The sequence below is a fragment of the Luteibacter jiangsuensis genome (assembly GCF_030812295.1).
Lineage (GTDB): Bacteria > Pseudomonadota > Gammaproteobacteria > Xanthomonadales > Rhodanobacteraceae > Luteibacter > Luteibacter jiangsuensis_A.
Genome location: NZ_JAUSSK010000001.1, coordinates 1,154,740 through 1,176,525 on the forward strand (window position 1 = coordinate 1,154,740; position 21,786 = coordinate 1,176,525).

Consider the following 21,786-nt stretch of genomic DNA (forward strand, 5'->3'; position numbering starts at 1 on the left):
CGGTCGCCGGCGGTGGTGGCACCGGTGCCTTGGTTACCGGATCCACGGGATGGGGATCCAGTTCGTACTGACGGACCGGGCGCCCACCCCACCCGTCGCGTCCGCCTGGGTGGCGGCGTTGGCCCGTTCGACCAACTGCTCCACCACCCGTTCGATCGCGCTCAACCGGGACAATAGCTGCCCATTCGTGTCTTCCATGACTCCCTCCTTGGTTTCGGCACGCCGTGCCAAATCGTGACGGACGTTGCACATGTCCGACGACGTATATTCCGTCGACGCCAGTCTGTCGCCGATAGGCGACCGGGACCATATGGCATCGGTCGTAGGAACACGAGGAGCCAATCCGGCAACCACCACCTCGCCGCTCCGATGGCACTGTCGCTCGCGGGGCCCTGGTGGGAGCCGACCTTGTCGGCGATTCCGCGGCAGCGGGCACGATGGAGACAAGCACCCATCGCCGGCAGGGCCGGCTCCCACCAGGCCTTTCCTTCCCAAAAAAAACGCCGCCCGGAGGCGGCGTTCACGCGGGAGAGGCGAAAGGCTTACTTGCTGCCCATCCGCGACTTCAGCGCGTCGATCACGCGGCGCACACCATCGGCGTCGCCCTGCGCGCGGACTTCGCTGCCGGTACCGCTCGGGGTGACCGCCAGCACGACCGTGCGGGTGGCGCCCTTGGCCGAGGCCGGCGCGTCCTTGGCATCCTGGTCGGCGTTCTTGCCGCCACCGAACATGCGACGGAACAGGCCCGGGCGGCTTTCCGGCTTGCCGCGGCTCGCGGCGATCTGGTACGAGCGGGCGGCATCGTCGTGCGAAACCACCGAACCAAGGTCGCCCACGCTGATCAGTTCGCCGATGCGGCGATAGGCGGCATCCGGATCGTCGGTGAGGATGAAGCCATCCGAGACCGGCGCGGCACCCTGGTTCGCGGCGGCCCCAGCGGCGCCCGAGCCAACGTCGGGAATGACCAGGGCGGCACTGGTGGACGGCGTATCGAGGCCCGGCGGGATTTCCAGCGGGGCTTCCTGCTGGGCCCTTTCCCAATCCTTCGTGGAGCGGAACGCACCGCAACCGGAAACGACCAGGACGGACAGGAGCAGTGCCGGGACGACCAGCGCGTACGAGGTTTTCTTCATGAACTTAGGGTTCCGTTGAGAAGGTTGCTTCAGGCGGCAGACGCCAATGGTGCCAGAGCGGCGAGCGTTTCGCGCAGCTTCGCCAATGCCGGACCGGATTCCAGTTCGACCAGCGGCAGCCGCGGGGCGGCAGAACCGAGCCCCAGGGCGGCCAGGCCGGCCTTCACCGGGATCGGATTCGGCGCGCAGTTCAAGGCATCGATCAACGGGGCCAACCGCGCGGTTTCCCTGACGGTCCGCACGGTATCGCCCGAACGGGCGGCATCGCACAGCGCGCGGAAGGCTTCCGGCACGAGATTGGCCACGACGGAGATCGTTCCCGCGGCGCCCGCCAGCATCGCCTCGTGAGCCGAGCCGTCGTCACCGCTGAGGTAGACGAAATCGGCACGGATAAGTTCCGCGAGTGCCTGGATCCGCCCGGCATCGCCGCGCGCCTCCTTGATGCCGATGATGCCGGGATGGTCGCGCAGCAGGGCCACGGTTTCCGGGGCGATATCGCAACCGGTGCGCGGCGGCACGTTGTAGAGGATCACGGGCAGGCCGCCCTCGTCGGCCACCGCGAGGAAATGCCTGCGCAGGCCTTCCTGCGTGGGACGCACGTAGAAAGGCGCCACCACCAGCGCGGCATCGGCGCCGAGTGCCCGGGCACGCCGCGTGGTGGCGATGGTCTTCGCCGTGCCCGCTTCGCCGGTACCGGCAATGACCGGAATGCGTTTATCCACGTGCTTCACCGCGAACGCGAGCAGGCGCTCGTATTCGTCGTGCTCGAGGAAATGCGATTCGCCCGTGGAACCGGCCACGACCACCGCCTGGGTGCCGCCGGCGAGCTGCTGGTCGAGCAGCCGGCCGAAGGCTTCCAGATCGAGGGAGCCGTCCGTGGCGAAGGGCGTCGCCAACGCGGTGATGCTTCCGGAGATGTCCAAGGTGAAACCCGTTGTGTAATCAGCCCTTCGCATGTTACCGGGGCGTTTCCGGCGAGTCCATTCGGCGACTTTCCGGCCCATGGGCGCCCCGTGTCTTGCTAGCGTGCGACGCGGCCAAGTAAGCTGACCCCAAAGCGTTGGTTCCGCGCCCCGCGGGACGCGCCATAGGTAGTTTCCGCCTTGAATCGTTCCGCAGTACGCAGCGCCACCACGGACAACCAGCTCCTCATTTCGACGCTGTCGCCGGCGCATCGCGCGCCGATCCTGGCCCTGGCCAAGCGCATCGCCGATTCCGGCTGCAATCTCGCCGACGCCCGCGTGTCGACGATCGGCAACGATACCTCCGTCATGCTGTTGGCCAGCGGCGCCTGGGACGCCGTGGCCAAGCTGGAGACCTCGCTGGGCAAGCTGGCCCGCGACGAGGAACTGCCGATCGTCCACTACCGCACCACGCCACGCGAGCCCACCGCCCACCTGCTGCCCTACCTGGTCGAGGTGATCGCCGCCGACCGGCCGGGCATCCTCGTGAAGATCATCGAGTTCTTCTCCCGGCGCGACATCAGCGTGGAACAACTCTCGTCCATGCGTTACCAGGCGATGCAGACCGGCGCCGAAATGTTCCAGGCGCAGATCACGATCGGCATTCCCTCGGAAACGCACATCGCCGCCTTGCGCGACGATTTCCTCGAACTGTGCGATGGCCTCAACCTCGACGCCATCATGGACCCCGTTAAATTCTGATCCGGAAGGAGCAGCAGACGTACGCATGATCTCCAAGGGCAAGAAGCTCCCCAAACTCGAAGGCACGCTCGGCGATGGTTCGACGCTGTCCCTTTCTTCCTTCAAGGGACAGTGGGTGGTGGTGTTCTTCTACCCGAAGGACAACACGCCCGGTTGCACGAACGAGGCGAAGGATTTCCGCGACCTCTACGCCCGGTTCCAGGCCCTGAATGCCGAAGTGATCGGCGTCTCCCGCGATTCGGTGCGCTCGCACGCGAATTTCGCCGCCAAGCATCAATTACCCTTCCCGCTCGTTTCCGACGCCGACGAAACCTGGTGCCAGGCCTTCGACGTCATCCACGAGAAGGTGCTCTACGGCAAGCGCCACATGGGTGTCGTACGCAGTACCTTCCTCATCGATCCAGACGGCAAGATCCACACGGAATGGCGCGGGGTCAAGGTTCCCGGCCACGCACAGGCCGTGCTCGAGAGTGTTCCCACCGCGTGACGAATACCGCGTCATGCGGCACCTCCCCCCGGCCGTCGCCGTGCGGCCGGTTCTCGCAACCTCTGCATGAGGTCACTTCCGCATGACCGGAAGCAAGCGCATCTACGCCCTCGACACCAACGTGCTGCTGCACGACCCGACGTCGTTGTTCCGCTTCGAGGAACACGATGTCTTCATACCGATGACGGTGCTGGAGGAACTGGACGACAAGAAGAAAGGCGGCTCCGAGGTATCGCGCAACGGCCGCCAGGTAAGCCGATTCCTCAACGAGTTGATCGAGCGCGACGGCGGTGGACAGGGTCTTCGCGACGGCCTGGAACTGGTCAATCCGCAAGGCATCAAGCTCAAGCGTGGCGCCGTCGGCCGGCTGTTCTTCCAACAACGCGCGAGCCACGGCAACGGCAAGGCCGACAACCAGATCCTCGCATCCGTGATCGACCTGCGCGACCAGTATCCCGACCGCCCGGTGATCCTGGTCACCAAGGACATCAACCTCCGCATCAAGGCCTCGATCTACGGCATCACCGCCGAGGATTACGAGAACGATCGCGCCCTCGACGATTTCGCCCTGCTCTTCACCGGCTCCGACGAGCTGCCGGAGGATTTCTGGGGACGCCATCCTGAACTGCGCTCGTGGAACGAGCGAGGCCGCACCTTCTACGAAGTGAGTGTCCGCGACGACGAGCTCTGGTATCCGAACCAGTGCCTGTACATGCCCGGCGAGAACGACGTCGAGCTGCGTGTGCTCGAACTATCCGGCGACGAGGATGCGCGCAAGGCCCGGCTCGTGCTGCTCGACGACCATACCCACGCCGCGCATGGCGTATGGGGGATCGCCGCGCGCAATCGCGAACAGAACTTCGCGCTCAACCTGCTGATGGACCCGGATGTCGACTTCGTCACCTTGCTCGGTACCGCGGGCACGGGCAAGACACTGCTCGCCCTTGCCTCGGGACTCGCCCAGGTGATGGACCAGCAGCGCTACCGCGAGATCATCATGACGCGCGCCACGGTGTCGGTCGGCGAGGACATCGGCTTCCTGCCCGGCACCGAGGAAGAGAAGATGACACCGTGGATGGGTGCGCTGACGGACAACCTGGAAGTGCTCGCCAACCCGGAGGAAGGTGGCTCGTGGGGCCGCCAGGCCACGAACGACCTGCTCGCCTCCCGCGTGAAGATCCGCTCCTTGAACTTCATGCGCGGGCGTACGTTCCTCAGCCGTTATCTCATCATCGACGAGGCGCAGAACCTTACGCCGAAGCAAATGAAGACCCTGATCACCCGCGCCGGCCCGGGCACCAAGATCGTCTGCCTGGGCAACGTGGAACAGATCGATACGCCCTACCTCACCGAGACCACGTCCGGCCTCACCTATGCCGTGGATCGTTTCAAGATGTGGGCGCATTCGGGACACATCACACTGAAGCGTGGCGAACGCTCGAGACTGGCCGACTTCGCTTCCGAGGCGTTGTAGGGAACCTCCAAGGGCGCGGGCATGCCGCCCGCGCCCTTATCCTCCGCCCATGCGAACCTCCAAACCCAACACACTCACCATCGCCGGCTCGGATTCCGGCGGCGGTGCCGGCATTCAGGCCGACCTGAAAACCTTCCGCGCACGCGGCACCCATGGGCTCACCGCCATCACCGCCGTCACCTCGCAGAACACGCGTGGGGTGAGCGCCGTCCACACGCTTCCCCTCGCCCACGTCCGCAGCCAGCTCGATGCCGTCTTCGACGACTTCCCCATCGCGGCGGTCAAGACCGGGATGCTCGGCAGCGCCGCGATGACCCGTCTCGTGGCGGCGGAAATGCGCCGGCGCAAACCGGCGTGGCTCGTCGTCGATCCGGTCATGCTGGCCACCAGCGGAGCCCGGCTTCTCGATGAAGATGCGCTCGACGCGCTGATCGGCCGGCTGATCCCGCTGGCCGACGTGCTCACGCCCAACCTGCCCGAGGCCGAAACCCTGCTCGGACGCCCGCTCGGGCGCGATATCGACGCAGCGGGCGCCGACCTGCTCGCCCTGGGCGCACAAGGCGTCTTGCTCAAGGGCGGCCACGCCAAGGGGAGAGAGATCGTCGATCGTTACTACGACGCCGGTGGCGTGATCGAGATCCGTCATCCGCGCCTGCCCTTCGAAGGCCATGGCAGCGGCTGCACCCTGGCCTCCGCGGTGGCCGCCGAACTGGCCAAGGGCAAATCGCCGCATGCGGCCGTCCGCATCGCCGTCGCCTGGCTGGACAAGGCCTTCCAGCGCGCCTGGCGGCCGGGCGGTGGCGCGGCCCACGTGCTCGGGCACTGAGCCCGGAGTATCCTACCGGCGTTGATACGGGCCCTTCCGGGCCGTATGTATCGCCCGTCCCCCTCGAGTCCAACCCATGAATTTCCTCGGGCCCCGCTTCATCGTGCTGTACGTGCTGATCCTGTTCACGCTCTGCGTGCTGCTGGTACATCTGCGCGGCCGCTCGCGCCTGCGCTTCGACCGCCAGTTGGTGGACCATTCGGCGATTTTCGCGCCTTACAACCTGCTGATGTACGCCTTCTCCGCCGTGCCCGCACGGCCGATCCTCGATCGCCGCGGCTTCCCCCAGCTCGATCTGTTGCAGACCAACTGGCAGACGATCCGCCAGGAAGCGATGCACCTGTTCGACGAGGGCTTCATCCGCTCGGCCGAAAAGCACAACGACGCTTCCTTCAATTCCTTCTTCAAGCAGGGCTGGAAGCGCTTCTACCTGAAATGGTACGGCGAGCCGCTCGCCTCGGCCGAAGCGCTGTGCCCGGAAACAGTGAAACTGCTGAATTCCATTCCGAGCGTGAAGGCGGCGATGTTCGCCCTGCTTCCGCCGGGCAGCAAGCTCAATCCGCACCGCGATCCCTTCGCCGGCTCGCTGCGCTACCACCTCGGCCTCATCACGCCGAACTCGGACGAGTGCCGCATCTTCGTCGACGGCGAAATGCACGCGTGGCGCGATGGCAAGGACGTCGTCTTCGACGAGACCTACGTGCACTGGGCGGAGAACCGCACCGACCAGACCCGCGTCATCCTCTTCGCCGATGTGGAGCGCCCGCTGAAGAGTGGCCTCATGACCGCGATCAACAAGCGCGTCGGCGCCTTCATGGGTTCGATCACGGCCTCGCCCAACAGCGACGACGGCAAGGAACAGGTCGGCTTCGTCAACCGCATGTTCGCGCTCAACCAGCGCGGCCGCGAGCGCACGCGCAAGTTCAAGAAAGCCAATCCGAAACTGTTCCGCGTGGTGAAGTACATCGGCATCGTGCTGATGATCTGGCTGATCTTCCTGGCGCCCTATCCCTTCTTCCGCGGCGACGCCTGATGCCATGAAGCCCGTCGCGCTCGCGCTGGTTCTACTCGTCGCGACGTCCATCGCCTCGGCGGAAGATGCCGGGCCTGGGCCGGCGGAAGACCTCGCGCCTCGTGTCGCCCGCCTCGTCGACGACACGACGAAAGACGCGGCGAGCGAAGACCGCGCCTTCAACCAGTTGTTGCGACTCGGCAGGGCCGGCGTCCCTTACATCATCGCGCACCTCGGCGACGATCGCCGCCTGCCGGAACAGTCGATCTGGATACACCGCTCGGGTGGACGGGCGGAACGCCAGTACAAACCGTGGTACGTGCATGACGGCCTCGAAGCCGTGCTGACGGAACTGACCGGTTTCACCATGGGCCCTCAGAACGGCCACCTGCTCCCCAGCCAACGCAAGCAGAGCACGCGCAAATGGGTGGCATGGTGCGTGGAGCGCTATCCGGCCCAGGCGGATGTGTGCCGCTCGGGTCAGCGGTAGCGGCACACTGCTTCGTCTCCGGCTCGGCTTCGCCCTCGCTTTTGGGGGTGTGGGGCAGAGCCGTCGGCCGCCACCCTCGTCGCTCCGGTTGCACCGTCGCTCGGGAAGGGAAGCCTGGTGGGAGCCGACCGTGTCGGCGATGGGTGCTTGCCACAACCTGGCCCGCTGCCGCGGGATCGCCGACAAGGTCGGCTCCCACAACGGGGTTTCCGATTCGCCCTCCGTGGCTCAGCGAAAACGGCCGGCCGTCCAGGCCGGCCCCTGACGGGCCTTGTCGCCCGGCGCTCCTCGGTTCCACATGTCGCGCCGAGGGTGGCGGCCGACGGCTCTTCCAGGCACTGAGGTGGTGTGTGGCACAAGCAACGCCCGCTAGCCGGGTGCACGTCCCGTGTGGATGCCGTCCCCGGAAGTCGTCTTTGTGTGAAACCCCCTCACCTGGGTGGGAGCGGACTCTGTCCGCGAACTGTCACCCTGTTTCGAGCGAATGAGGCGATGCGCCTCAACCGAGCGGTGGAAAGCCTCGCCCGATCAGTGCAACGCCTCCTTCGCCACGACAGAGGTCGAGGGTTCGCGGACAGAGTCCGCTCCCACCCGGTGGCGGCAAGCGCCGCACAGAGCGGCACGCGACACGTGGCGAGCGTCGCTTTTCCCACCCACCCACCTCCGTGTCCAGAGAGCTGCCGGGCGCCACCCTCGGCGCGACATTAGGAGCCGAGGACGGGCGGGCGGACAAGGCCCGCAGGGGATCGGCCAAGGATGGCCGATCGTTTCCGCTGAGCCAGGAGGGCGAATCGGAAACCCCCGCCCGACCGTCCGAGCCCGAAGGGGCGCAGCCATCGGACATGGCCGCGCAGCGGCATCCTTTCCCAAGGGACGGCGACTACCGTCGCGCCGAGGGTGGCGCCCGGCAGCTCCCCCGCCACGCACACGACGAACGCGAGGGCGAAGCCGAGCCGTGCATGAAGCTGGCCCGCTGCCGCGGGATCGCCGACAGGGTTGGCTCCCACCGGGAGAACAAAAAAGCCCCGCATTCGCGGGGCTTTTGATGTCGCCTTGCCGGGCTGTTACGCCGTGGCGCGGAGGCGCTCGACGATGGCGTCGCCGAAGGTGTCCGTGGTGCCGGTGCCGCCGACATCCGGCGTGGTGCGGTCGCGGGCTTCCATCACGTCACGGATGGCACTGCGCAGGCGGGTGGCCTTGGCGACCATGTCGAGATGGTCGAGCATGTCGGCCGCCGCGAGCAGCAAGGCGCACGGGTTGGCCTTCTTCTGGCCCGCGATGTCCGGCGCCGAACCGTGCACGGCTTCGAAGATCGCCGCGTCCTTGCCGATGTTGGCACCCGGCGCGAGGCCGAGACCGCCGACCAGACCGGCGCAGAGGTCGGAAAGGATGTCGCCGAACAGGTTCGTGGTGACGATCACGTCGAACTGGTACGGATTCATCACCAGCTGCATGCAGGCGTTGTCCACGATCATCTCGTTGAACTCGATGTCCGGGTAATCCTTCGCCACCTCACGCGCCACCGTCAGGAACAGGCCCGACGAGGTCTTCATGATGTTGGCCTTGTGCACGGCCGTGACCTTCTTGCGGCCCTTCTGGCGGGCCATCTCGAAAGCGTACTTGCAGATGCGCTGCATGCCGGGGCGGGTATTGCGGATCATCGAGATCGCGACTTCGTTGTCGCCCTCGCCCGTCTGGGTCTGGCCTTCGGCGAGGTAGGCGCCCTCGGTGTTCTCACGCACCGTGATGATGTCGATGTTCTCGAAACGCGCCTTCGTGCCCGGGAAACTGATCGCAGGACGCACGTTCGCGTAAAGATCGAACTTGCGGCGCAGGGTGACGTTGATCGAAGTGAAACCGCCACCGATGGGGGTGGTCAGCGGGCCCTTCAGCGCGACCTTGTGCTCGGCGATCTTGTCCAGCGTGGCCTGCGGCAGCAGTTCGCCATGCTTTTCGAGCGCGACCACGCCCGCGTCCACGAAATCGTAGGTGAGGCCGCAGTCCAAGGCATCGAGGACGCGGATGGTCGCGTCCATGATCTCGGGGCCGATGCCGTCGCCGGGGATCACGGCAATGGTCTTGCTCATGGGGGTAACTCCTGAAGGAAAGCGGACGCAGGGCGCGCGAAAGTCGCGCGTGGGGAGAAAAATCGCCCAATTATCGGCGATCGGGCCTGCTTCCTTCAAGTTTGGCGCCCCTCACCGGGGCGCTCGTCATGCCTGTTCAGGCGGCGGAATGATCCGCGCAGGCCGCCGCATCCGCCGGCGCCTCGGTTTCCAGCGAGTCGAGGAAATCGACCGCGCGGCGCAGGTGCGGGATGACGATCGAGCCACCAACCACGAGGCCCACGCTGAACACCTCGAAGAACTCGTCGCGATTCACGCCCGCTTCCTTGCATTGCGCCACGTGATAACTGATGCAGTCGTCGCAGCGCAGCACCATCGATGCCACCAGGCCGAGCATTTCCTTGGTCTTCACATCCAGCGCGCCCTCGCGGTAGGTCTGGGTGTCCAGAGCGAAGAACCGGCGGACCACCTGGTTGTCTTCCGAAAGGATGCGGTCGTTCATCCGCTTGCGGAACGCGGTGAATTCCTCCACGCGATCACCGGCCATCAGTGCGCCGCCTCGAGGATCTCGGCCAGCCGGCCGCTGCGATCCGCCGCGGCGAGGTCGTCGAAGCCGCCCACGTGGGTGCCGTTGATGAAGATCTGCGGCACGGTGCGGCGGCCACCGCTCTTTTCCAGCATCGCGTCGCGCTGGGCGGGATCGGTATCGATGCGCACCTCGTTCCAGGAAAGGCCCTTGGCCTTCAACAGGTTCTTGGCGGCCACGCAGTAGGGGCAGACGGCAGTGGAATAGATGGTGATGTCGGGGCTGGACATGGAGGGATTCTCCGAACCGGAATGGGCGCAAGATGGCGACCGGGAGCGAATTTTGCAAGGACGGGGCGAACCCGACCGCCGCGGCGCGGTCGAAGTCCATCCCACCGCCGCGACCGTGGACGGTGTCTAATCCTTAGGTGATGGTATCGTCGTTCGACCTATGCGCCCGCCCCTTTCCCGCCTGTCCATCCTTGCCGCCACCGCCCTCGCGACCTTTGCCGCGGGTGCCCAGGACAACGTCCGCCTGCCCGACCTCGGCAGTTCGGCCAACGCCCTGATCAGCCCCCGCGAGGCCGACGAATATGGCGCGATGATGCTGCGCCAGATGCACGCGCTCGACCTGACCGTCGACGACGCCCTGGTCGACCAGTACATCAACGACCTGGGTTACCGTCTCGTCGCCTCCAGCGACCGGCCGAAGGACCACTTCTCGTTCTTCATCGTCAAGGACACCCAGATCAACGCCTTCGCGGCACCGGGCGGCTACATCGGCGTCAACGCCGGCCTGATCAACATCACCAGTAGCGAAAGCGAGCTGGCCGGCGTCATCGCCCATGAAATCGGCCACATCACCCAGAACCACCTCTACCGCGCCTTCGAGGATTCCAAGAAGAACGCCCCGCTGATGGCCCTGGTACTGCTGGGTGCCATCGCCGCCGGTGCGGGCGGTGGAGCCGGCGACGCCGCGCCGGCGGTACTGATGGGCGGCCAGGGGCTGCTCATGCAACGGCAGATCAACTTCACCCGCAAGGACGAGATCGAGGCGGACCGGGTCGGCATCCAGACCCTCGCCAACGCGGGCTACGACCCCGAGGCCATGGCCGAGTTCTTCGGCCGCATGCAGGACACCTTGCGCGTGGGCGAAGGTGAAGAGGCCCTCCCCGCCCTGCTCCAGACCCACCCGGTGACTCTGGCGCGCATCAGCGATGCGAAGGCGCGGGCGCGGGTGATCGAGGAGAAGCAGGCGAACAAGCCACGCCTGTCCACGCTCGACAAGGCCTCCTGGGAAAAGAGCACGGCCCCGGTGCTGTTCGTGAAGGATCCGACGACCCTGGTCAGTGCCGGTGAAAAGGTCGTGCCGGAAAGCGCCAGCGACACCTATGCTTTGATGCGCGAGCGCGTGCGCGTGCTCTCGGGCGATGCGCAGCAACTCTCGTCTTATTACGCGACCAATCTGAAACGCAAGGATTTCGACACGGCCGCCAACCGCTATGGCTACGCGCTGGCCCTGCTCCGCACGGGGCATGGCGCCCAGGCGGTGGACCAGCTGAAGCCCTTGCTGGCCAGCCAGCCGGGCAACGTCATCCTTCGCCTGGCCCTGGCCGACGCCTACGAAAACGCAGGCCGCCACGGCGATGCCATGGCGATCTACAAGGCCCTGCACGAGAATTCGCCACGCAACCGCGCCGTGACGCTGGGCTACGCGCGGGCGCTGGCCGACAGCGGCCGCGCCGACGACGCCCGCGCGGCCTCGGCCATGTTGCGGCCGATGCTCGACGACAGCGACGACCCGGAAATCTTCCGCACCTTCGCCCGCGCCAGCGAGCGCTCCGGCGACACGATCCGCGCCGCGGAGGCCTATGCCGACAGCGCCTACCTCTCCGGGCGCCCGTTCGACGCCATGGAACAGCTGCGCCGGCTCCTCAAGCGCGACGACCTGGACTATTACCAGCGTTCACGCATCCAGGCCCGGATCAGCGACCTCACGCCCCTGCTCCTGGAGCTGCGCAAACGCCGGATCACTACCGACGACAACCCCGACGGGCGCAGCCAGTAGCCCGATTGTTACGATTGTCATTGCCGTGTAACACAGCACGGCTGCAATATGACCGTCACAGCCAACGAGCGGTCCCAGCGTGCATAAACGCATCCTTATCGTGGAAGACGAGGCTTCGATTCGCGACATGGTCGCCTTCGCGCTTCGCAAGGCGGGTATGGACGCGGCTCACGCCGCGGACGCCCGCGCCGCCCAGATGGCCATTTCCGAGCGTGTTCCGGACCTCATCCTGCTCGACTGGATGCTGCCCGGCACGAGCGGGCTGGAGCTGGCCCGCCGCCTGCGCCGCGAGGAACTCTCGCGGGAAATCCCCATCATCATGCTCACCGCCCGCGGCGAGGAAATGGACCGCGTGAACGGCCTGGAGGCCGGTGTCGACGACTACGTCATCAAGCCTTTTTCCACCCGCGAGCTGATCGCCCGGATCAAGGCGGTGCTCCGCCGCAGCCAGGGTGACGATGGCTCCGGCGTGGTCGAGCTGGGAGGTCTGCGCATCGACGGGCCGGCACACCGTGTGTTCGCGGGGGAAGAAGCGGTGCCGATCGGCCCGACCGAATACCGCCTGCTGTTCTTCTTCATGACCCACCCGGAGCGGGTGTACTCGCGCGCCCAGCTGCTCGATCACGTGTGGGGCGGCAGCGTCTATGTCGAGGAACGCACGGTGGACGTGCATATCCGCCGCCTGCGCAAGACCCTCGAACCGTGGAAGCTGGACGACATGGTCCAGACGGTTCGTGGCGCGGGCTACCGGTTCTCGTCCAATACCTAGGTTTTAGCGGGCCAGCCGCGCTATGGTGCGTTCCACCAGACCGTCACCGGCTCGACGCATGCCTGTTCGTTTCATTTCCAGTTGGCGACTGCCCGCCGTGTGTGCCGCCCTGCTCGTCGCGGGCGGCGCCGTGGGCGCGCTGGCGGGCGCCGCGCTTGTCGGCGTGACCGTGGTCGCGCTGACGGAAATCGTCGTACTGCTGTCGCTGTTCCGTCACAAGCCGGGGCCAATGTTGCAATCGTCCGCCACGCGCCCCCCTGAGTATGACCGTCTGATGACCCGCACCCGCCGTATCGCATCCCGCCTGCGCGACCTGCGCAGCGCGGCTGGAACGCTGCCCGACGCGGTGGTCCTGCTGGACCACTCGTTGCACGTTCGCTGGTTCAACCACGCGGCGGAGGAATTGCTCGGCCTGAAGCGCCCGCGCGACCGGGGCCGGCCGATCGCCGAATTGCTGCGCAACAGCGAACTGGCGGACTGGCTCACGGACGGTGCGCGGGAACCACTGAACGACGTCACCTCGCCAGGTCATCCCAACCGCCACGTGACCGCCACCCTGCTGCCTTTCGGCAGCCGCCAGCGGCTGCTCCTTGCACGCGACACGAGCCACCTCACCCGGCTGGAACAGATTCGCCGCGACTTCGTCGCCAATGTCTCGCACGAATTGCGCACGCCGCTGACCGTGATCCACGGCTACCTCGAGTTGCTCGACCCGGAGGACGTGCCGGAACTCGCTCCCGTGCTCGACGAGATGCGCGCGCAATCCAAGCGCATGGGCCAGATCGTGGAAGACCTGCTCACCCTCTCGCGCCTGGAAACCCAGGATCACGTGGCGGACGAACACGTGCAGATGGCCCCTCTGCTGGCCAGCCTGCGCAAGGAAGCCGAAGCGCTCAGCCAGGGCAGGCACACGGTATCGCTCGACATCGCCACCTCGTACGACCTGCTCGGCTCGCCGAAAGACCTGCACAGCGCCTTCTCGAACCTGGTGAGCAATGCGGTGCGCTACACGCCGACCGGCGGACGCATCGCCATCCGCTGGGCCGAGGACGAGGGCGGTGCCAGGTTCTCGGTGCAGGATTCCGGCTTCGGCATCCCCGCCGCCCATATCGCCCGGCTCACGGAGCGCTTCTATCGCGTGTCGTCCAGCCGCTCTCGCGACTCGGGCGGCACCGGCCTGGGCCTGTCGATCGTGAAGCACGTGCTGAACCTGCACCAGGCACGCCTCTCGATCGAAAGCGAGCCTGGCAAGGGCTCCACCTTCGCCTGCGTTTTCGGCAGCGACCGCCTCCTCGACGGAACGCGGCTGCAGGAAGCGGCCGGGTTGCACCCTTGAGCCATGCCTGTGAATGCGCCCGGGGCTTGCTGCATTGCCGCTTTCCGGCATGATCGGCGATGAGCCACCATCGGCTGCCGTGAAAAGACCAGCGGAACGAATGAGCGATCCTGTCGACCTCGGCGCCCCCGAGCTATACATCAACCGCGAACTGGCGGCACTGGAATTCAACTTCCGTGTCCTGGCCCAGGCCCGCGACCCGGACGTGCCCGCGCTGGAGCGGTTGCGCTACCTGACCATCGTCAGCAATAACCTCGACGAGTACTTCGAGGTGCGCGTGGCGGTGCTCAAGCACAAGCATGCACTCGGCGTGGCCATTCCGGGCGCGGACGGGATGTCGTCCAGCGAGATCCTCACGCGCATCCGCGAGCGCACGCTGGAACTGGTCACCGAGCTGTACGGCATCTGGCGCGATGAACTGCTGCCCGCGCTGTCCGCCGAAGGCATCCGTTTCCTCACTCGCGATGCCTGGAGCGACAAGCAACGCCGCTGGCTGCTCGGCTACTTCCAGAACGAGATCATGCCGGTGCTGTCGCCGCTGGGGCTGGACCCCGCGCATCCATTCCCGCGCATCCTCAACAAGACGCTCAACCTCGCCGTGGTGCTCAAGGGCCGCGACGCCTTTGGCCGAGAGGGCCACATGGCCCTCGTGCGCGCACCGCGCTCCCTGCCCCGGATCATCCACCTGCCCGCCGAGGTCTCGGACGGAGACGGCGATTTCGTCTTCCTGGCAGAAGTGCTGCAAGCCTTCGCCGACGAGATCTTCCCCGGTTTCCAGGTCTGCTCCTCGTACCAGTTCCGTGTCACGCGCAACAGCGAACTCGTCGTCGAAGAGGCCGAGGTGGAGAACCTCGCCCGCGCCCTGAGCGAGGAACTGGCCGGCCGTGGCTATGCACGCCCTGTCCGCCTCGAAGTCGGTGCCGATTGTCCGCGCGCCATCACCGAAATGCTGATCGCCAACTTCCAGCTCGAGGAAGCCGACGTGTACCGTTGCGACGGCCCGGTCAACATCATCCGTGCCGGACTGATCTACGACCAGATCGACCGCCCCGAGCTCAAGTTCCCGCGATTCACGCCGCGCCTCTCGCCGGCGTTCGAAAAAGGGGTGAACGAGTTCGACGTGCTCGGCACGCGCGACGTGCTGCTGCACCACCCCTACGAGTCCTTCGCCTCGGTGGTCGAGTTGCTGCGCCGGGCCGCCCAGGATCCCGGCGTGCTGGCGATCAAGCAGACGCTCTACCGCGCGGGCAAGGATTCGCCGTTGGTCGATCTCCTGGTGGAGGCGGCACGCAACGGCAAGGACGTCACGGTAGTGATCGAGTTGCGCGCGCGCTTCGACGAAGAGGCCAACATCGGCCTGGCCAACCGGTTGCAGGAAGCCGGCGTGCAGGTGGTCTACGGCGTGGTCGGCTACAAGACGCATGCGAAGATGCTGCTGATCGTGCGCCGCGAGGGCGGTGGCGTGCTGCGCCGCTACGTCCATTTGTCCACTGGCAACTATCACCAGGGCAACAGCCGCGGCTATACGGACATCGGCCTCATGACCTCCGACCCGGAAATCGGCGAGGACATCCACAAGGTCTTCCAGCAGCTGTCCGGCCTTGGCCCGATGATCCAGCTCAAACGCCTGTTGCACTCTCCTTTCACGCTGTACAGCAGCGTGATGGGCAAGATCGAACGCGAGATCGAGCATGCGCGCAATGGACGGCCGGGCCGCATCGTGGCCAAGCTCAACGCGATGAACGAAGCGCACGTGGTCGAGGCGCTGTACCGCGCGTCGATGGCCGGCGTGCAGATCGACCTGATCATTCGCGGCGCGTGCACGCTGCGGCCGGGTATCCCCGGAATCTCCGAGAACATCCGCGTGCGCTCGATCATCGGCCGCTTCCTCGAACACAGCCGCGTCTACTGGTTCGGCAACGACGGCGCGCCGGAACTGTATTGCGCCAGCGCCGACTGGATGGAGCGCAACCTCATGCGCCGCATCGAGGTCGGCGTGCCCATCCTCGAGCCGACGCTGGCGCGCCGCGTGTACGACGAGACGCTGGCCAACTACCTGCGCGACAACACGCAGGCATGGTTGCTGGGCAAGGACGGGCGCTACACGCGCAGCCACCCCGCCAAGGGCGAGGCGCCGTACAGCGCCCAGCAAGCGCTGCTCGCGGCCTATAGCGGGTGAAACGGCGCATCCTTCTCCTGTCGGTATCCGCGGGTGCGGGCCATGTGCGCGCCGCGGAAGCGCTGGAGGCGACCGTGACCACGCTGGCGGCGGAGGGACATGCGATCGAGGCGAAGCACCTCGACGTCATGGACTATGTACCCTCGAGCTTCCGGCGCATCTACGCGGATTTCTACCTGCGCCTGATCACACGGCACCCACAGCTGTGGGGCATGCTCTATCGCATCACCGACGACACACGGCCCGAGGCGGTGACCCAACGCATGCGCCGCACGATCGAGCGGCTGCACACGCGCCGCCTGCGTGCGGCGATCGCGCAGTTCGCTCCGGACGCGATCGTCTGCACGCATTTCCTGCCCGCCGAGATGTTGATGCGACAGATCCGCAAGGGCCGCATCACGGTGCCTGTCTGGCTCCAGGTCACCGATTTCGACCTGCATCGCATGTGGGTGATCCCGGAGATGACCGGCTATTTCGCCGCCAGCCCCGAAATAGCCCAACGCATGTGCGCGGTCGGATTGCCGGCACCACGCGTGCATGCCACGGGCATCCCGGTGATGCCGGCGTTCGCCGAACCGCAGGATCGCCGCGCCCTTGCCGGATCGTTCGGCATGGACCCCGATCGCCCGGCTTACCTGGTGATGGGTGGTGGCGCAGGGGTGGGCGCGCTCGACGAGCTGGCCGATGCGCTGCTCTCCAGCGGCGGGGACTTCCAGCTCGTGGTCCTCGCCGGCCGCAACACGGCGATGCTGGATCGCCTGCGTGCGCTCGCTGCCACGCGGCACGCGGGACGCCTGTTCCCTCATGGGTTCACCCGCCATGTCGAACGCCTGATGGCCTGTTGCGACCTCGCCATCACCAAGCCCGGCGGCCTGACCACGTCCGAATGCCTCGCCATGGGCCTGCCGATGATCGTGAACGCACCGATTCCCGGGCAGGAAGAACGCAACGCGGACTACCTGCTTGAAAAGGGCGCGGCATGGAAAGCGATCGATGCCGTAGCCCTGGCTTGGCGGATCGGTGAGCTCCAAGCCGATCCCTCGCGTCTGGCCGCCATGGCCGCCAGCGCGCGTGCGATCGGCCGGCCGCACGCGGCTCGCGAAGTGATCGATACCGTGCTCGCCAATCTGGACGGTACATGAGTCATTCGCCGCGTCGCCGGGTCATCGCCGTGGTATCGACCGCCCTGTTCACCTTGCTGCTCGCCTTCATGTTCGCCCACGTGGAGATCGAAATCGAAGGCCCCAACGGCTGGGCCACCAGCCTGCCGACCTGGCGCGTCGATCACCACTGGCTGCTCGACCTGCTGTGGGGTGGCCGGCCCATGACCGGCTACCACGCCTGGGTCTTTCCTTTCATCGCCTTGTTTTTCCATTTTCCGATGGTGTTTCGTGGCTTCTGGAGCTGGCGGGCACAAGTTCGCGCGATCGCCTGCGTGATGCTGTTCTGGGTGGCGGAGGACGGCTTGTGGTTCGTGCTGAACCCGGCGTTCGGGCTGGAGCGCTTCAATCCGGCCGATGTACCTTGGCATCGTCATTGGTGGGGACCGGCGCCCAGCGACTACTGGGTGTTCGGTTTCCTTTGCATCGTGTTGTTCGTTCTCTCGGCGCTGCCGAAGCCGCCGCGCCAGCCAGAGGCAGGCACCCGGCTCTATTCCTCGTGACATCTCCACCCGTGCACACACGATTCATGTGCTTGCACGCAAGACCCGGCACCATGCCAGAATCCACCGACACGCCGCTGCGGACATTCCACCTTGGCACCGACAGGTAAATCGCAGATCAACGAAGGCGAGTTGCTCGCCGCCGTCGACCTCGGCTCCAACAGCTTCCATATGGTCGTCGCCCGCTACGAACACGGCGAACCCCGCGTGATCGACCGCCTGCGTGATTCCGTACGCATGGCCGTGGGCCTGCGCCCCGACGGCACGCTGGATGCCAACCATCGTGCCGCCGCGCTCGCCAGCCTCGCACGTTTCGGCCAGCGCATCGCCGGCATTCCCGCCCTTCACGTGCGCGCCGTGGCGACCAACACCGTGCGCCGGCTGGCCTCGCCACATGCCTTCCTTTCCGCGGCCGAGGCGGCCTTGGGCCATCCGGTGGAAATCGTCTCCGGACGCGAGGAAGGCCGCCTGATCTTCCTGGGCGCGGCGCATGACCTGCCCGCCTCGCGCGACCATCGCCTGGTGATCGACATCGGAGGCGGCAGCACCGAGTTCATCGTCGGCCGCGGCACGTCGCCCGTCCTCACCGAGAGCGTGCAGGTGGGTTGCATCGCCTCGACGCTGCGTTTCTTCCCCGGCGGAAAGATCACCCGCAAACGCTGGTTGCGGGCACGCCGTGAGATCGGTGTGCTGCTCCAGCAGTTTTCGGAGGATTATCGCGAAGCCGGCTGGGCCGACGCCTATGGCTCATCGGGCACCGCGAAAGCCATCGGCTCGGTGGTCAGGGCCATGAAGTTGTCGGACGACGGCATCACACCGGAATCGCTCGCGGCGGTCCGCGAAGCGCTGATCGAGCAGGGGTCCTCCGCCACGCTGAAACTGCCCGGTCTTGCCGATGACCGTGCCGAGGTGTTCGCGGGCGGCGTGGCGATCTTCGAGGCCGCGTTCGAGGCCCTCGGCATCGATCGCCTGCGCGTTTCCGAAAGCTCCATGCGCGAGGGCCTGCTCTGGGATCTCATCGGCCGCTCCGCCGGCACCGATCCGCGCATGGCCAGCATCGATTCGCTGGCCAGCCGCTATGGCGTCGACCGCGCCCAGGCCCGCCGTGTGGAGACCACCGCGCTGGCCTTGTTCGACCAGTTGGCCAAGGTCTGGAAGCTCGACGACGACGCGCGCGAGTGGCTTTCCTGGGCCGCGCGCGTACACGAGCTCGGCCTCGCCATCGCGCATAGCCAGCACCAGCGCCATGGCGCGTACATCCTGCGCAACGCCGACATGGCAGGTTTTTCGCGGCAAGAGCAGCAATTGCTCGCAGCCATCGTCGAGTGCCACCGGCGCAAGCCCGAGAAATCGGTCATCTCCGCGCTGCCCGTGCGCTATCGCATGCTGGCCCGCCATATCACGGCGATCCTGCGCCTGGGCGTGCTGTTTCGTCGTGCTCGCCGGGCCGAGGCGCTGCCGCGCATCCGTGCCGTCGCCACGCGCCAGCGTCTCCGCCTGACCCTTCCCGCGGACTGGCTCGACCAGCATCCGCTGACCGAGGCCGACCTGGAACAGGAACGCGAGCCGCTGGCCGAACTGGGCCTCGAACTGGAGATCGTGACCGAATGACCGCGATCCGCCCGGCAAAGGGGGGTATCATGCCGGGAATGTTCCACCGTCACGACCGGTCACCCATGCTCAAAGCCGTATTCGCCAGCGTCCTCCTCGCCCTGCCCGTCCTCGCGTTCGCGCAGGCGACCAAGCCGGCGACACCGGCGCCCGGCCCCGTCGAGCATCCCCGCGTGACGATGCACACCACCCAGGGCGACTTCACCCTGGAGCTGTTCCCGGAGAAAGCACCAAAGAGTGTCGCCAACTTCCTGCAATACGTGCGCGACGGCTTCTACGACGGCACGGTGTTCCACCGTGTGGTCAATGGCTACATGGTCCAGGGTGGCCTCTACAGTCGCGACCTGACGCAAAGGCGCACGCGCGCGGCGATCCCCAGCGAGGCGGACAACGGGCTCTCCAACCTGCGCGGCACCGTCGCGGTGGCGCGCGGAACCGACCCGAACTCGGGTACGGCACAGTTCTTCGTCAACCTCGTCGACAACCGCCGGCTCGACTACGTGAGCAATCAGAGCGGCCTCACCTGGGGCTTCGCCGTGTTCGGCAAGGTCCTGAACGGCATGGACACGATCGACAAGATCGCCGCCCTGCCCACGCGCGCGCAGGGTCCGTTCGTCGGCGACGTGCCGAATCCGCTGGTCGTCATCGAATCGGCCAATGTGGTCGGCGAAGAAAAGGCGGCGCCCTCCCCCTCTTCCTCCGCCGCGGCCCCCGCCAGCACACCGGCGAAGCCCACGACCGCGCCGGCCAAGCCGGCCATGCCCAAGAAGGGCGAGAAGAAAACCTCGACGCCGCCGAAGGCCGCATGAGCACGCTATTCATCGCCGACCTGCACCTCGACGAGAGGCGTCCCGATATCACGCTGTTGTTCGAACAATTCCTCGCTTCAGATGAAGCGCGCTCGGCGAATGCCTTCTACATTCTCGGCGACCTCGTCGAGGCGTGGATCGGCGACGACGACGATGCGGAATTGCCGGCACGGATCGCTCAGGCCACGCGCGGCCTGAGCGATGCCGGTGTTCCCGTCTACTTCATGGTCGGCAATCGCGACTTCCTGCTCGGGCCCGCCTTCGCCGAACGCGCGGGCATGACCCTGCTCGACGACGGCACCGTGCATGACATCGAAGGCGTGCCCACCCTGCTGATGCACGGGGACGTACTCTGCACCGACGATGTCGAGTACCAGGCGGTTCGCGCCCAGGTAAGGACGGAAGCATGGAAGGCACAAGTCCTCTCGATGCCGCTGGAGGCACGCCGTGCCTTCGCCGCCCAGGCGCGCAGCGACAGCAAATCGCGTACCGGCCGCATCGATGAGACGATCATGGACGTGAACCAGGGCGCGGTCGAAGACGCCATGCGCCGAGCAGGTGTCCATCGCCTCGTGCACGGGCACACGCACCGGCCCGCCATCCACGATTTCGAGTTCGACGGCGCGCCTGCGCAACGGATCGTGTTGGGCGATTGGTACGACCATGGCTCGGTGTTGTCGATCGACGGCCACGCGGTCGACCTTCGCGGACTCTCACTCACCTGACGTGATGGTGGGAGCCGGCTCTGCCGGCGATGGGTGCTTGCCGTAACCTGGCCTGCTGCCGCGGGATCGCCGACGAAGTCGGCTCCCACAGGGCAAGCTCATGCAACACGGCAGGCTCAGCCCAGGGTGCCCAGCCAGGCCAGCTCGCTCTCGGAAAACCCCGCCGCGCGGCGCGCATCGAGATTGAAGGGACCTCGCAGCGAACCGTTCATGTAATCGGAGAGGAGTCGCGCGAACGTGGCCTCGGGCTCGATCCCGTCGCGCTCGCAGCACCAGTGGAACCAGCGCGTCCCCGCGGCCACGTGGGCCACTTCCTCGCGCAGGATCACTTCGAGGATCGCGACGGTGCGTTCGTCGCCCTGGCGGCGTAGTCGCTCCATCATGCCGGGAGTGACATCGAGCCCGCGCGCTTCAAGGACGCGCGGCACGAGTGCCATGCGTGCCGTATCGCTGTGCGCCGTTTTTTCCGCCATCTCCCACAGGCCGTTGTGCGCGTCGAAATCACCGTAGACGTGGCCGAGTTCGGCGAGACGGCTGGACAGCATCGTGAAATGCCGCGCCTCGTCGTTGGCGCACGAGGCCCAGTCGCGGTAATACGCCAACGGCTTCCCGCGGAAACGGTAGACCGCGTCCCAGGCCAGGTCGATGGCGTTGAATTCGATATGCGCGATGGCATGCACGAGCGCGGCGCGGCCTTCCGCCGTGCCCAGGCCACGCTGTGCCACCTCACGGGAAGGGACCAGGCGAGGACGTTCGGGCCGGCCCGGAAGTGCGATGGGACGCGCCGGCGGCGATGACGGATCCGGCGCCAGCTCGCCCGCTTGCAGGGCCGCCCAGGTCTGGAAGCTGAGCCGGACCTTCTCGGCCGGATCGGCGGCATCGAGGCATTGTCGGGCGGCGGTGTGCAGGTCGTTCATGGATCGATGGCGGCGTGATTCGTCATCCACGC

The 21,786-nt window shown here is 66.5% G+C and carries 22 protein-coding genes; 15 read left to right on the forward strand and 7 right to left on the reverse strand.

Annotation, left to right across the window (positions count from 1 at the left end; genetic code table 11):
• Positions 1–33: 33 nt before the first annotated feature.
• From J2T07_RS05060 to dapA, 3 genes are all read right to left on the reverse strand, one after another.
• Positions 34–198, reverse strand: a complete 165-nt coding sequence (locus J2T07_RS05060) for a hypothetical protein (RefSeq protein ID WP_306847784.1) — start codon at positions 196–198, stop codon at positions 34–36.
• 344 nt (positions 199–542) lie between these two features.
• Complete coding sequence (locus J2T07_RS05065; protein ID WP_306847787.1) at positions 543–1,133, reverse strand: hypothetical protein; 591 nt, start codon at positions 1,131–1,133, stop codon at positions 543–545.
• A gap of 29 nt (positions 1,134–1,162) precedes the next feature.
• Entirely contained in the window at positions 1,163–2,056 is an 894-nt protein-coding gene (gene dapA / locus J2T07_RS05070) for a 4-hydroxy-tetrahydrodipicolinate synthase (RefSeq protein WP_306847965.1), read from the reverse strand.
• Between the two features lie 180 nt (positions 2,057–2,236).
• Here dapA and J2T07_RS05075 point away from each other — a divergent pair, with 180 nt between their 5' ends.
• The 6 genes from J2T07_RS05075 (at position 2,237) to J2T07_RS05100 (ending at position 7,086) form a co-directional block, all read left to right on the forward strand.
• Complete coding sequence (locus tag J2T07_RS05075; RefSeq protein ID WP_306847788.1) at positions 2,237–2,797, forward strand: glycine cleavage system protein R; 561 nt, start codon at positions 2,237–2,239, stop codon at positions 2,795–2,797.
• A 25-nt stretch (positions 2,798–2,822) separates the two neighbouring features.
• Positions 2,823–3,284, forward strand: a complete 462-nt coding sequence (locus tag J2T07_RS05080; protein ID WP_306847789.1) for a peroxiredoxin — start codon at positions 2,823–2,825, stop codon at positions 3,282–3,284.
• An 82-nt stretch (positions 3,285–3,366) separates the two neighbouring features.
• Positions 3,367–4,758 carry a PhoH family protein gene (locus J2T07_RS05085; protein ID WP_306847790.1) on the forward strand — a complete coding sequence of 464 codons (1,392 nt, stop codon included), beginning with the start codon at positions 3,367–3,369 and terminating at the stop codon, positions 4,756–4,758.
• Between the two features lie 49 nt (positions 4,759–4,807).
• Positions 4,808–5,584, forward strand: coding sequence for a bifunctional hydroxymethylpyrimidine kinase/phosphomethylpyrimidine kinase (thiD, locus tag J2T07_RS05090; RefSeq protein ID WP_306847791.1), 777 nt, complete (start codon positions 4,808–4,810; stop codon positions 5,582–5,584).
• 76 nt (positions 5,585–5,660) lie between these two features.
• Positions 5,661–6,617: an aspartyl/asparaginyl beta-hydroxylase domain-containing protein gene (locus J2T07_RS05095; RefSeq protein ID WP_430539307.1), complete on the forward strand. Its 957-nt coding sequence runs from the start codon at positions 5,661–5,663 to the stop codon at positions 6,615–6,617.
• Between the two features lie 4 nt (positions 6,618–6,621).
• On the forward strand, positions 6,622–7,086 hold the full coding sequence (locus J2T07_RS05100) for a hypothetical protein (protein ID WP_306847792.1): 465 nt from the start codon (positions 6,622–6,624) through the stop codon (positions 7,084–7,086).
• A gap of 1,064 nt (positions 7,087–8,150) precedes the next feature.
• On the opposite strand, the gene J2T07_RS05105 is transcribed toward J2T07_RS05100, so the two are convergent.
• The 3 genes from J2T07_RS05105 to grxC all read right to left on the reverse strand — a co-directional run bounded on the left by J2T07_RS05105 (position 8,151) and on the right by grxC (position 9,968).
• Positions 8,151–9,173: an isocitrate dehydrogenase gene (locus J2T07_RS05105; RefSeq protein ID WP_306847794.1), complete on the reverse strand. Its 1,023-nt coding sequence runs from the start codon at positions 9,171–9,173 to the stop codon at positions 8,151–8,153.
• A 136-nt stretch (positions 9,174–9,309) separates the two neighbouring features.
• Positions 9,310–9,699: a carboxymuconolactone decarboxylase family protein gene (locus J2T07_RS05110; protein WP_306847796.1), complete on the reverse strand. Its 390-nt coding sequence runs from the start codon at positions 9,697–9,699 to the stop codon at positions 9,310–9,312.
• Complete coding sequence (gene grxC, locus J2T07_RS05115) at positions 9,699–9,968, reverse strand: glutaredoxin 3 (protein WP_306847798.1); 270 nt, start codon at positions 9,966–9,968, stop codon at positions 9,699–9,701. Before grxC ends, J2T07_RS05110 begins: the two co-directional genes overlap by 1 nt.
• 160 nt (positions 9,969–10,128) lie before the next feature.
• Here grxC and J2T07_RS05120 point away from each other — a divergent pair, with 160 nt between their 5' ends.
• The 9 genes from J2T07_RS05120 (at position 10,129) to J2T07_RS05160 (ending at position 20,837) form a co-directional block, all read left to right on the forward strand.
• A complete protein-coding gene (locus J2T07_RS05120; RefSeq protein WP_306847800.1) occupies positions 10,129–11,745 on the forward strand; it encodes a M48 family metalloprotease in 1,617 nt (538 codons plus the stop codon).
• A gap of 79 nt (positions 11,746–11,824) precedes the next feature.
• Complete coding sequence (gene phoB, locus J2T07_RS05125; protein WP_072322254.1) at positions 11,825–12,514, forward strand: phosphate regulon transcriptional regulator PhoB; 690 nt, start codon at positions 11,825–11,827, stop codon at positions 12,512–12,514.
• 229 nt (positions 12,515–12,743) lie between these two features.
• The gene (gene phoR, locus J2T07_RS05130; protein ID WP_306847969.1) at positions 12,744–13,850 is read left to right on the forward strand and encodes a phosphate regulon sensor histidine kinase PhoR; all 1,107 of its coding nucleotides are present in this window, start codon (positions 12,744–12,746) and stop codon (positions 13,848–13,850) included.
• A gap of 100 nt (positions 13,851–13,950) precedes the next feature.
• Positions 13,951–16,029, forward strand: coding sequence for a polyphosphate kinase 1 (ppk1, locus tag J2T07_RS05135; RefSeq protein WP_306847803.1), 2,079 nt, complete (start codon positions 13,951–13,953; stop codon positions 16,027–16,029).
• Positions 16,026–17,171 carry an MGDG synthase family glycosyltransferase gene (locus tag J2T07_RS05140; RefSeq protein ID WP_306847805.1) on the forward strand — a complete coding sequence of 382 codons (1,146 nt, stop codon included), beginning with the start codon at positions 16,026–16,028 and terminating at the stop codon, positions 17,169–17,171. Before ppk1 ends, J2T07_RS05140 begins: the two co-directional genes overlap by 4 nt.
• The gene (locus J2T07_RS05145; protein ID WP_306847807.1) at positions 17,168–17,692 is read left to right on the forward strand and encodes a hypothetical protein; all 525 of its coding nucleotides are present in this window, start codon (positions 17,168–17,170) and stop codon (positions 17,690–17,692) included. The genes J2T07_RS05140 and J2T07_RS05145 overlap by 4 nt, the downstream gene beginning before the upstream one ends.
• 93 nt (positions 17,693–17,785) lie before the next feature.
• Complete coding sequence (locus J2T07_RS05150; protein WP_306847809.1) at positions 17,786–19,303, forward strand: Ppx/GppA phosphatase family protein; 1,518 nt, start codon at positions 17,786–17,788, stop codon at positions 19,301–19,303.
• A gap of 65 nt (positions 19,304–19,368) precedes the next feature.
• Positions 19,369–20,112 carry a peptidylprolyl isomerase gene (locus J2T07_RS05155; protein ID WP_306847811.1) on the forward strand — a complete coding sequence of 248 codons (744 nt, stop codon included), beginning with the start codon at positions 19,369–19,371 and terminating at the stop codon, positions 20,110–20,112.
• The gene (locus J2T07_RS05160; protein WP_306847813.1) at positions 20,109–20,837 is read left to right on the forward strand and encodes a UDP-2,3-diacylglucosamine diphosphatase; all 729 of its coding nucleotides are present in this window, start codon (positions 20,109–20,111) and stop codon (positions 20,835–20,837) included. Before J2T07_RS05155 ends, J2T07_RS05160 begins: the two co-directional genes overlap by 4 nt.
• A gap of 116 nt (positions 20,838–20,953) precedes the next feature.
• On the opposite strand, the gene J2T07_RS05165 is transcribed toward J2T07_RS05160, so the two are convergent.
• On the reverse strand, positions 20,954–21,754 hold the full coding sequence (locus J2T07_RS05165) for a ferritin-like domain-containing protein (RefSeq protein ID WP_306847815.1): 801 nt from the start codon (positions 21,752–21,754) through the stop codon (positions 20,954–20,956).
• Between the last annotated feature and the right edge of the window lie 32 nt (positions 21,755–21,786).

Coding starts and splice junctions, on each gene's coding strand:
- J2T07_RS05165 (WP_306847815.1), bottom strand. CDS start 21,754: ATGAACGACCTGCACACCGCCGCCCGACAATGCCTCGATGCCGCCGAT.
- J2T07_RS05145 (WP_306847807.1), top strand. CDS start 17,168: ATGAGTCATTCGCCGCGTCGCCGGGTCATCGCCGTGGTATCGACCGCC.
- J2T07_RS05160 (WP_306847813.1), top strand. CDS start 20,109: ATGAGCACGCTATTCATCGCCGACCTGCACCTCGACGAGAGGCGTCCC.
- J2T07_RS05060 (WP_306847784.1), bottom strand. CDS start 198: ATGGAAGACACGAATGGGCAGCTATTGTCCCGGTTGAGCGCGATCGAA.
- J2T07_RS05100 (WP_306847792.1), top strand. CDS start 6,622: ATGAAGCCCGTCGCGCTCGCGCTGGTTCTACTCGTCGCGACGTCCATC.
- J2T07_RS05065 (WP_306847787.1), bottom strand. CDS start 1,133: ATGAAGAAAACCTCGTACGCGCTGGTCGTCCCGGCACTGCTCCTGTCC.
- grxC (WP_306847798.1), bottom strand. CDS start 9,968: ATGTCCAGCCCCGACATCACCATCTATTCCACTGCCGTCTGCCCCTAC.
- J2T07_RS05120 (WP_306847800.1), top strand. CDS start 10,129: ATGCGCCCGCCCCTTTCCCGCCTGTCCATCCTTGCCGCCACCGCCCTC.
- J2T07_RS05155 (WP_306847811.1), top strand. CDS start 19,369: ATGCTCAAAGCCGTATTCGCCAGCGTCCTCCTCGCCCTGCCCGTCCTC.
- J2T07_RS05080 (WP_306847789.1), top strand. CDS start 2,823: ATGATCTCCAAGGGCAAGAAGCTCCCCAAACTCGAAGGCACGCTCGGC.
- J2T07_RS05085 (WP_306847790.1), top strand. CDS start 3,367: ATGACCGGAAGCAAGCGCATCTACGCCCTCGACACCAACGTGCTGCTG.
- thiD (WP_306847791.1), top strand. CDS start 4,808: ATGCGAACCTCCAAACCCAACACACTCACCATCGCCGGCTCGGATTCC.
- J2T07_RS05105 (WP_306847794.1), bottom strand. CDS start 9,173: ATGAGCAAGACCATTGCCGTGATCCCCGGCGACGGCATCGGCCCCGAG.
- J2T07_RS05110 (WP_306847796.1), bottom strand. CDS start 9,699: ATGGCCGGTGATCGCGTGGAGGAATTCACCGCGTTCCGCAAGCGGATG.
- J2T07_RS05095 (WP_430539307.1), top strand. CDS start 5,661: ATGAATTTCCTCGGGCCCCGCTTCATCGTGCTGTACGTGCTGATCCTG.
- ppk1 (WP_306847803.1), top strand. CDS start 13,951: ATGAGCGATCCTGTCGACCTCGGCGCCCCCGAGCTATACATCAACCGC.
- phoR (WP_306847969.1), top strand. CDS start 12,744: ATGTTGCAATCGTCCGCCACGCGCCCCCCTGAGTATGACCGTCTGATG.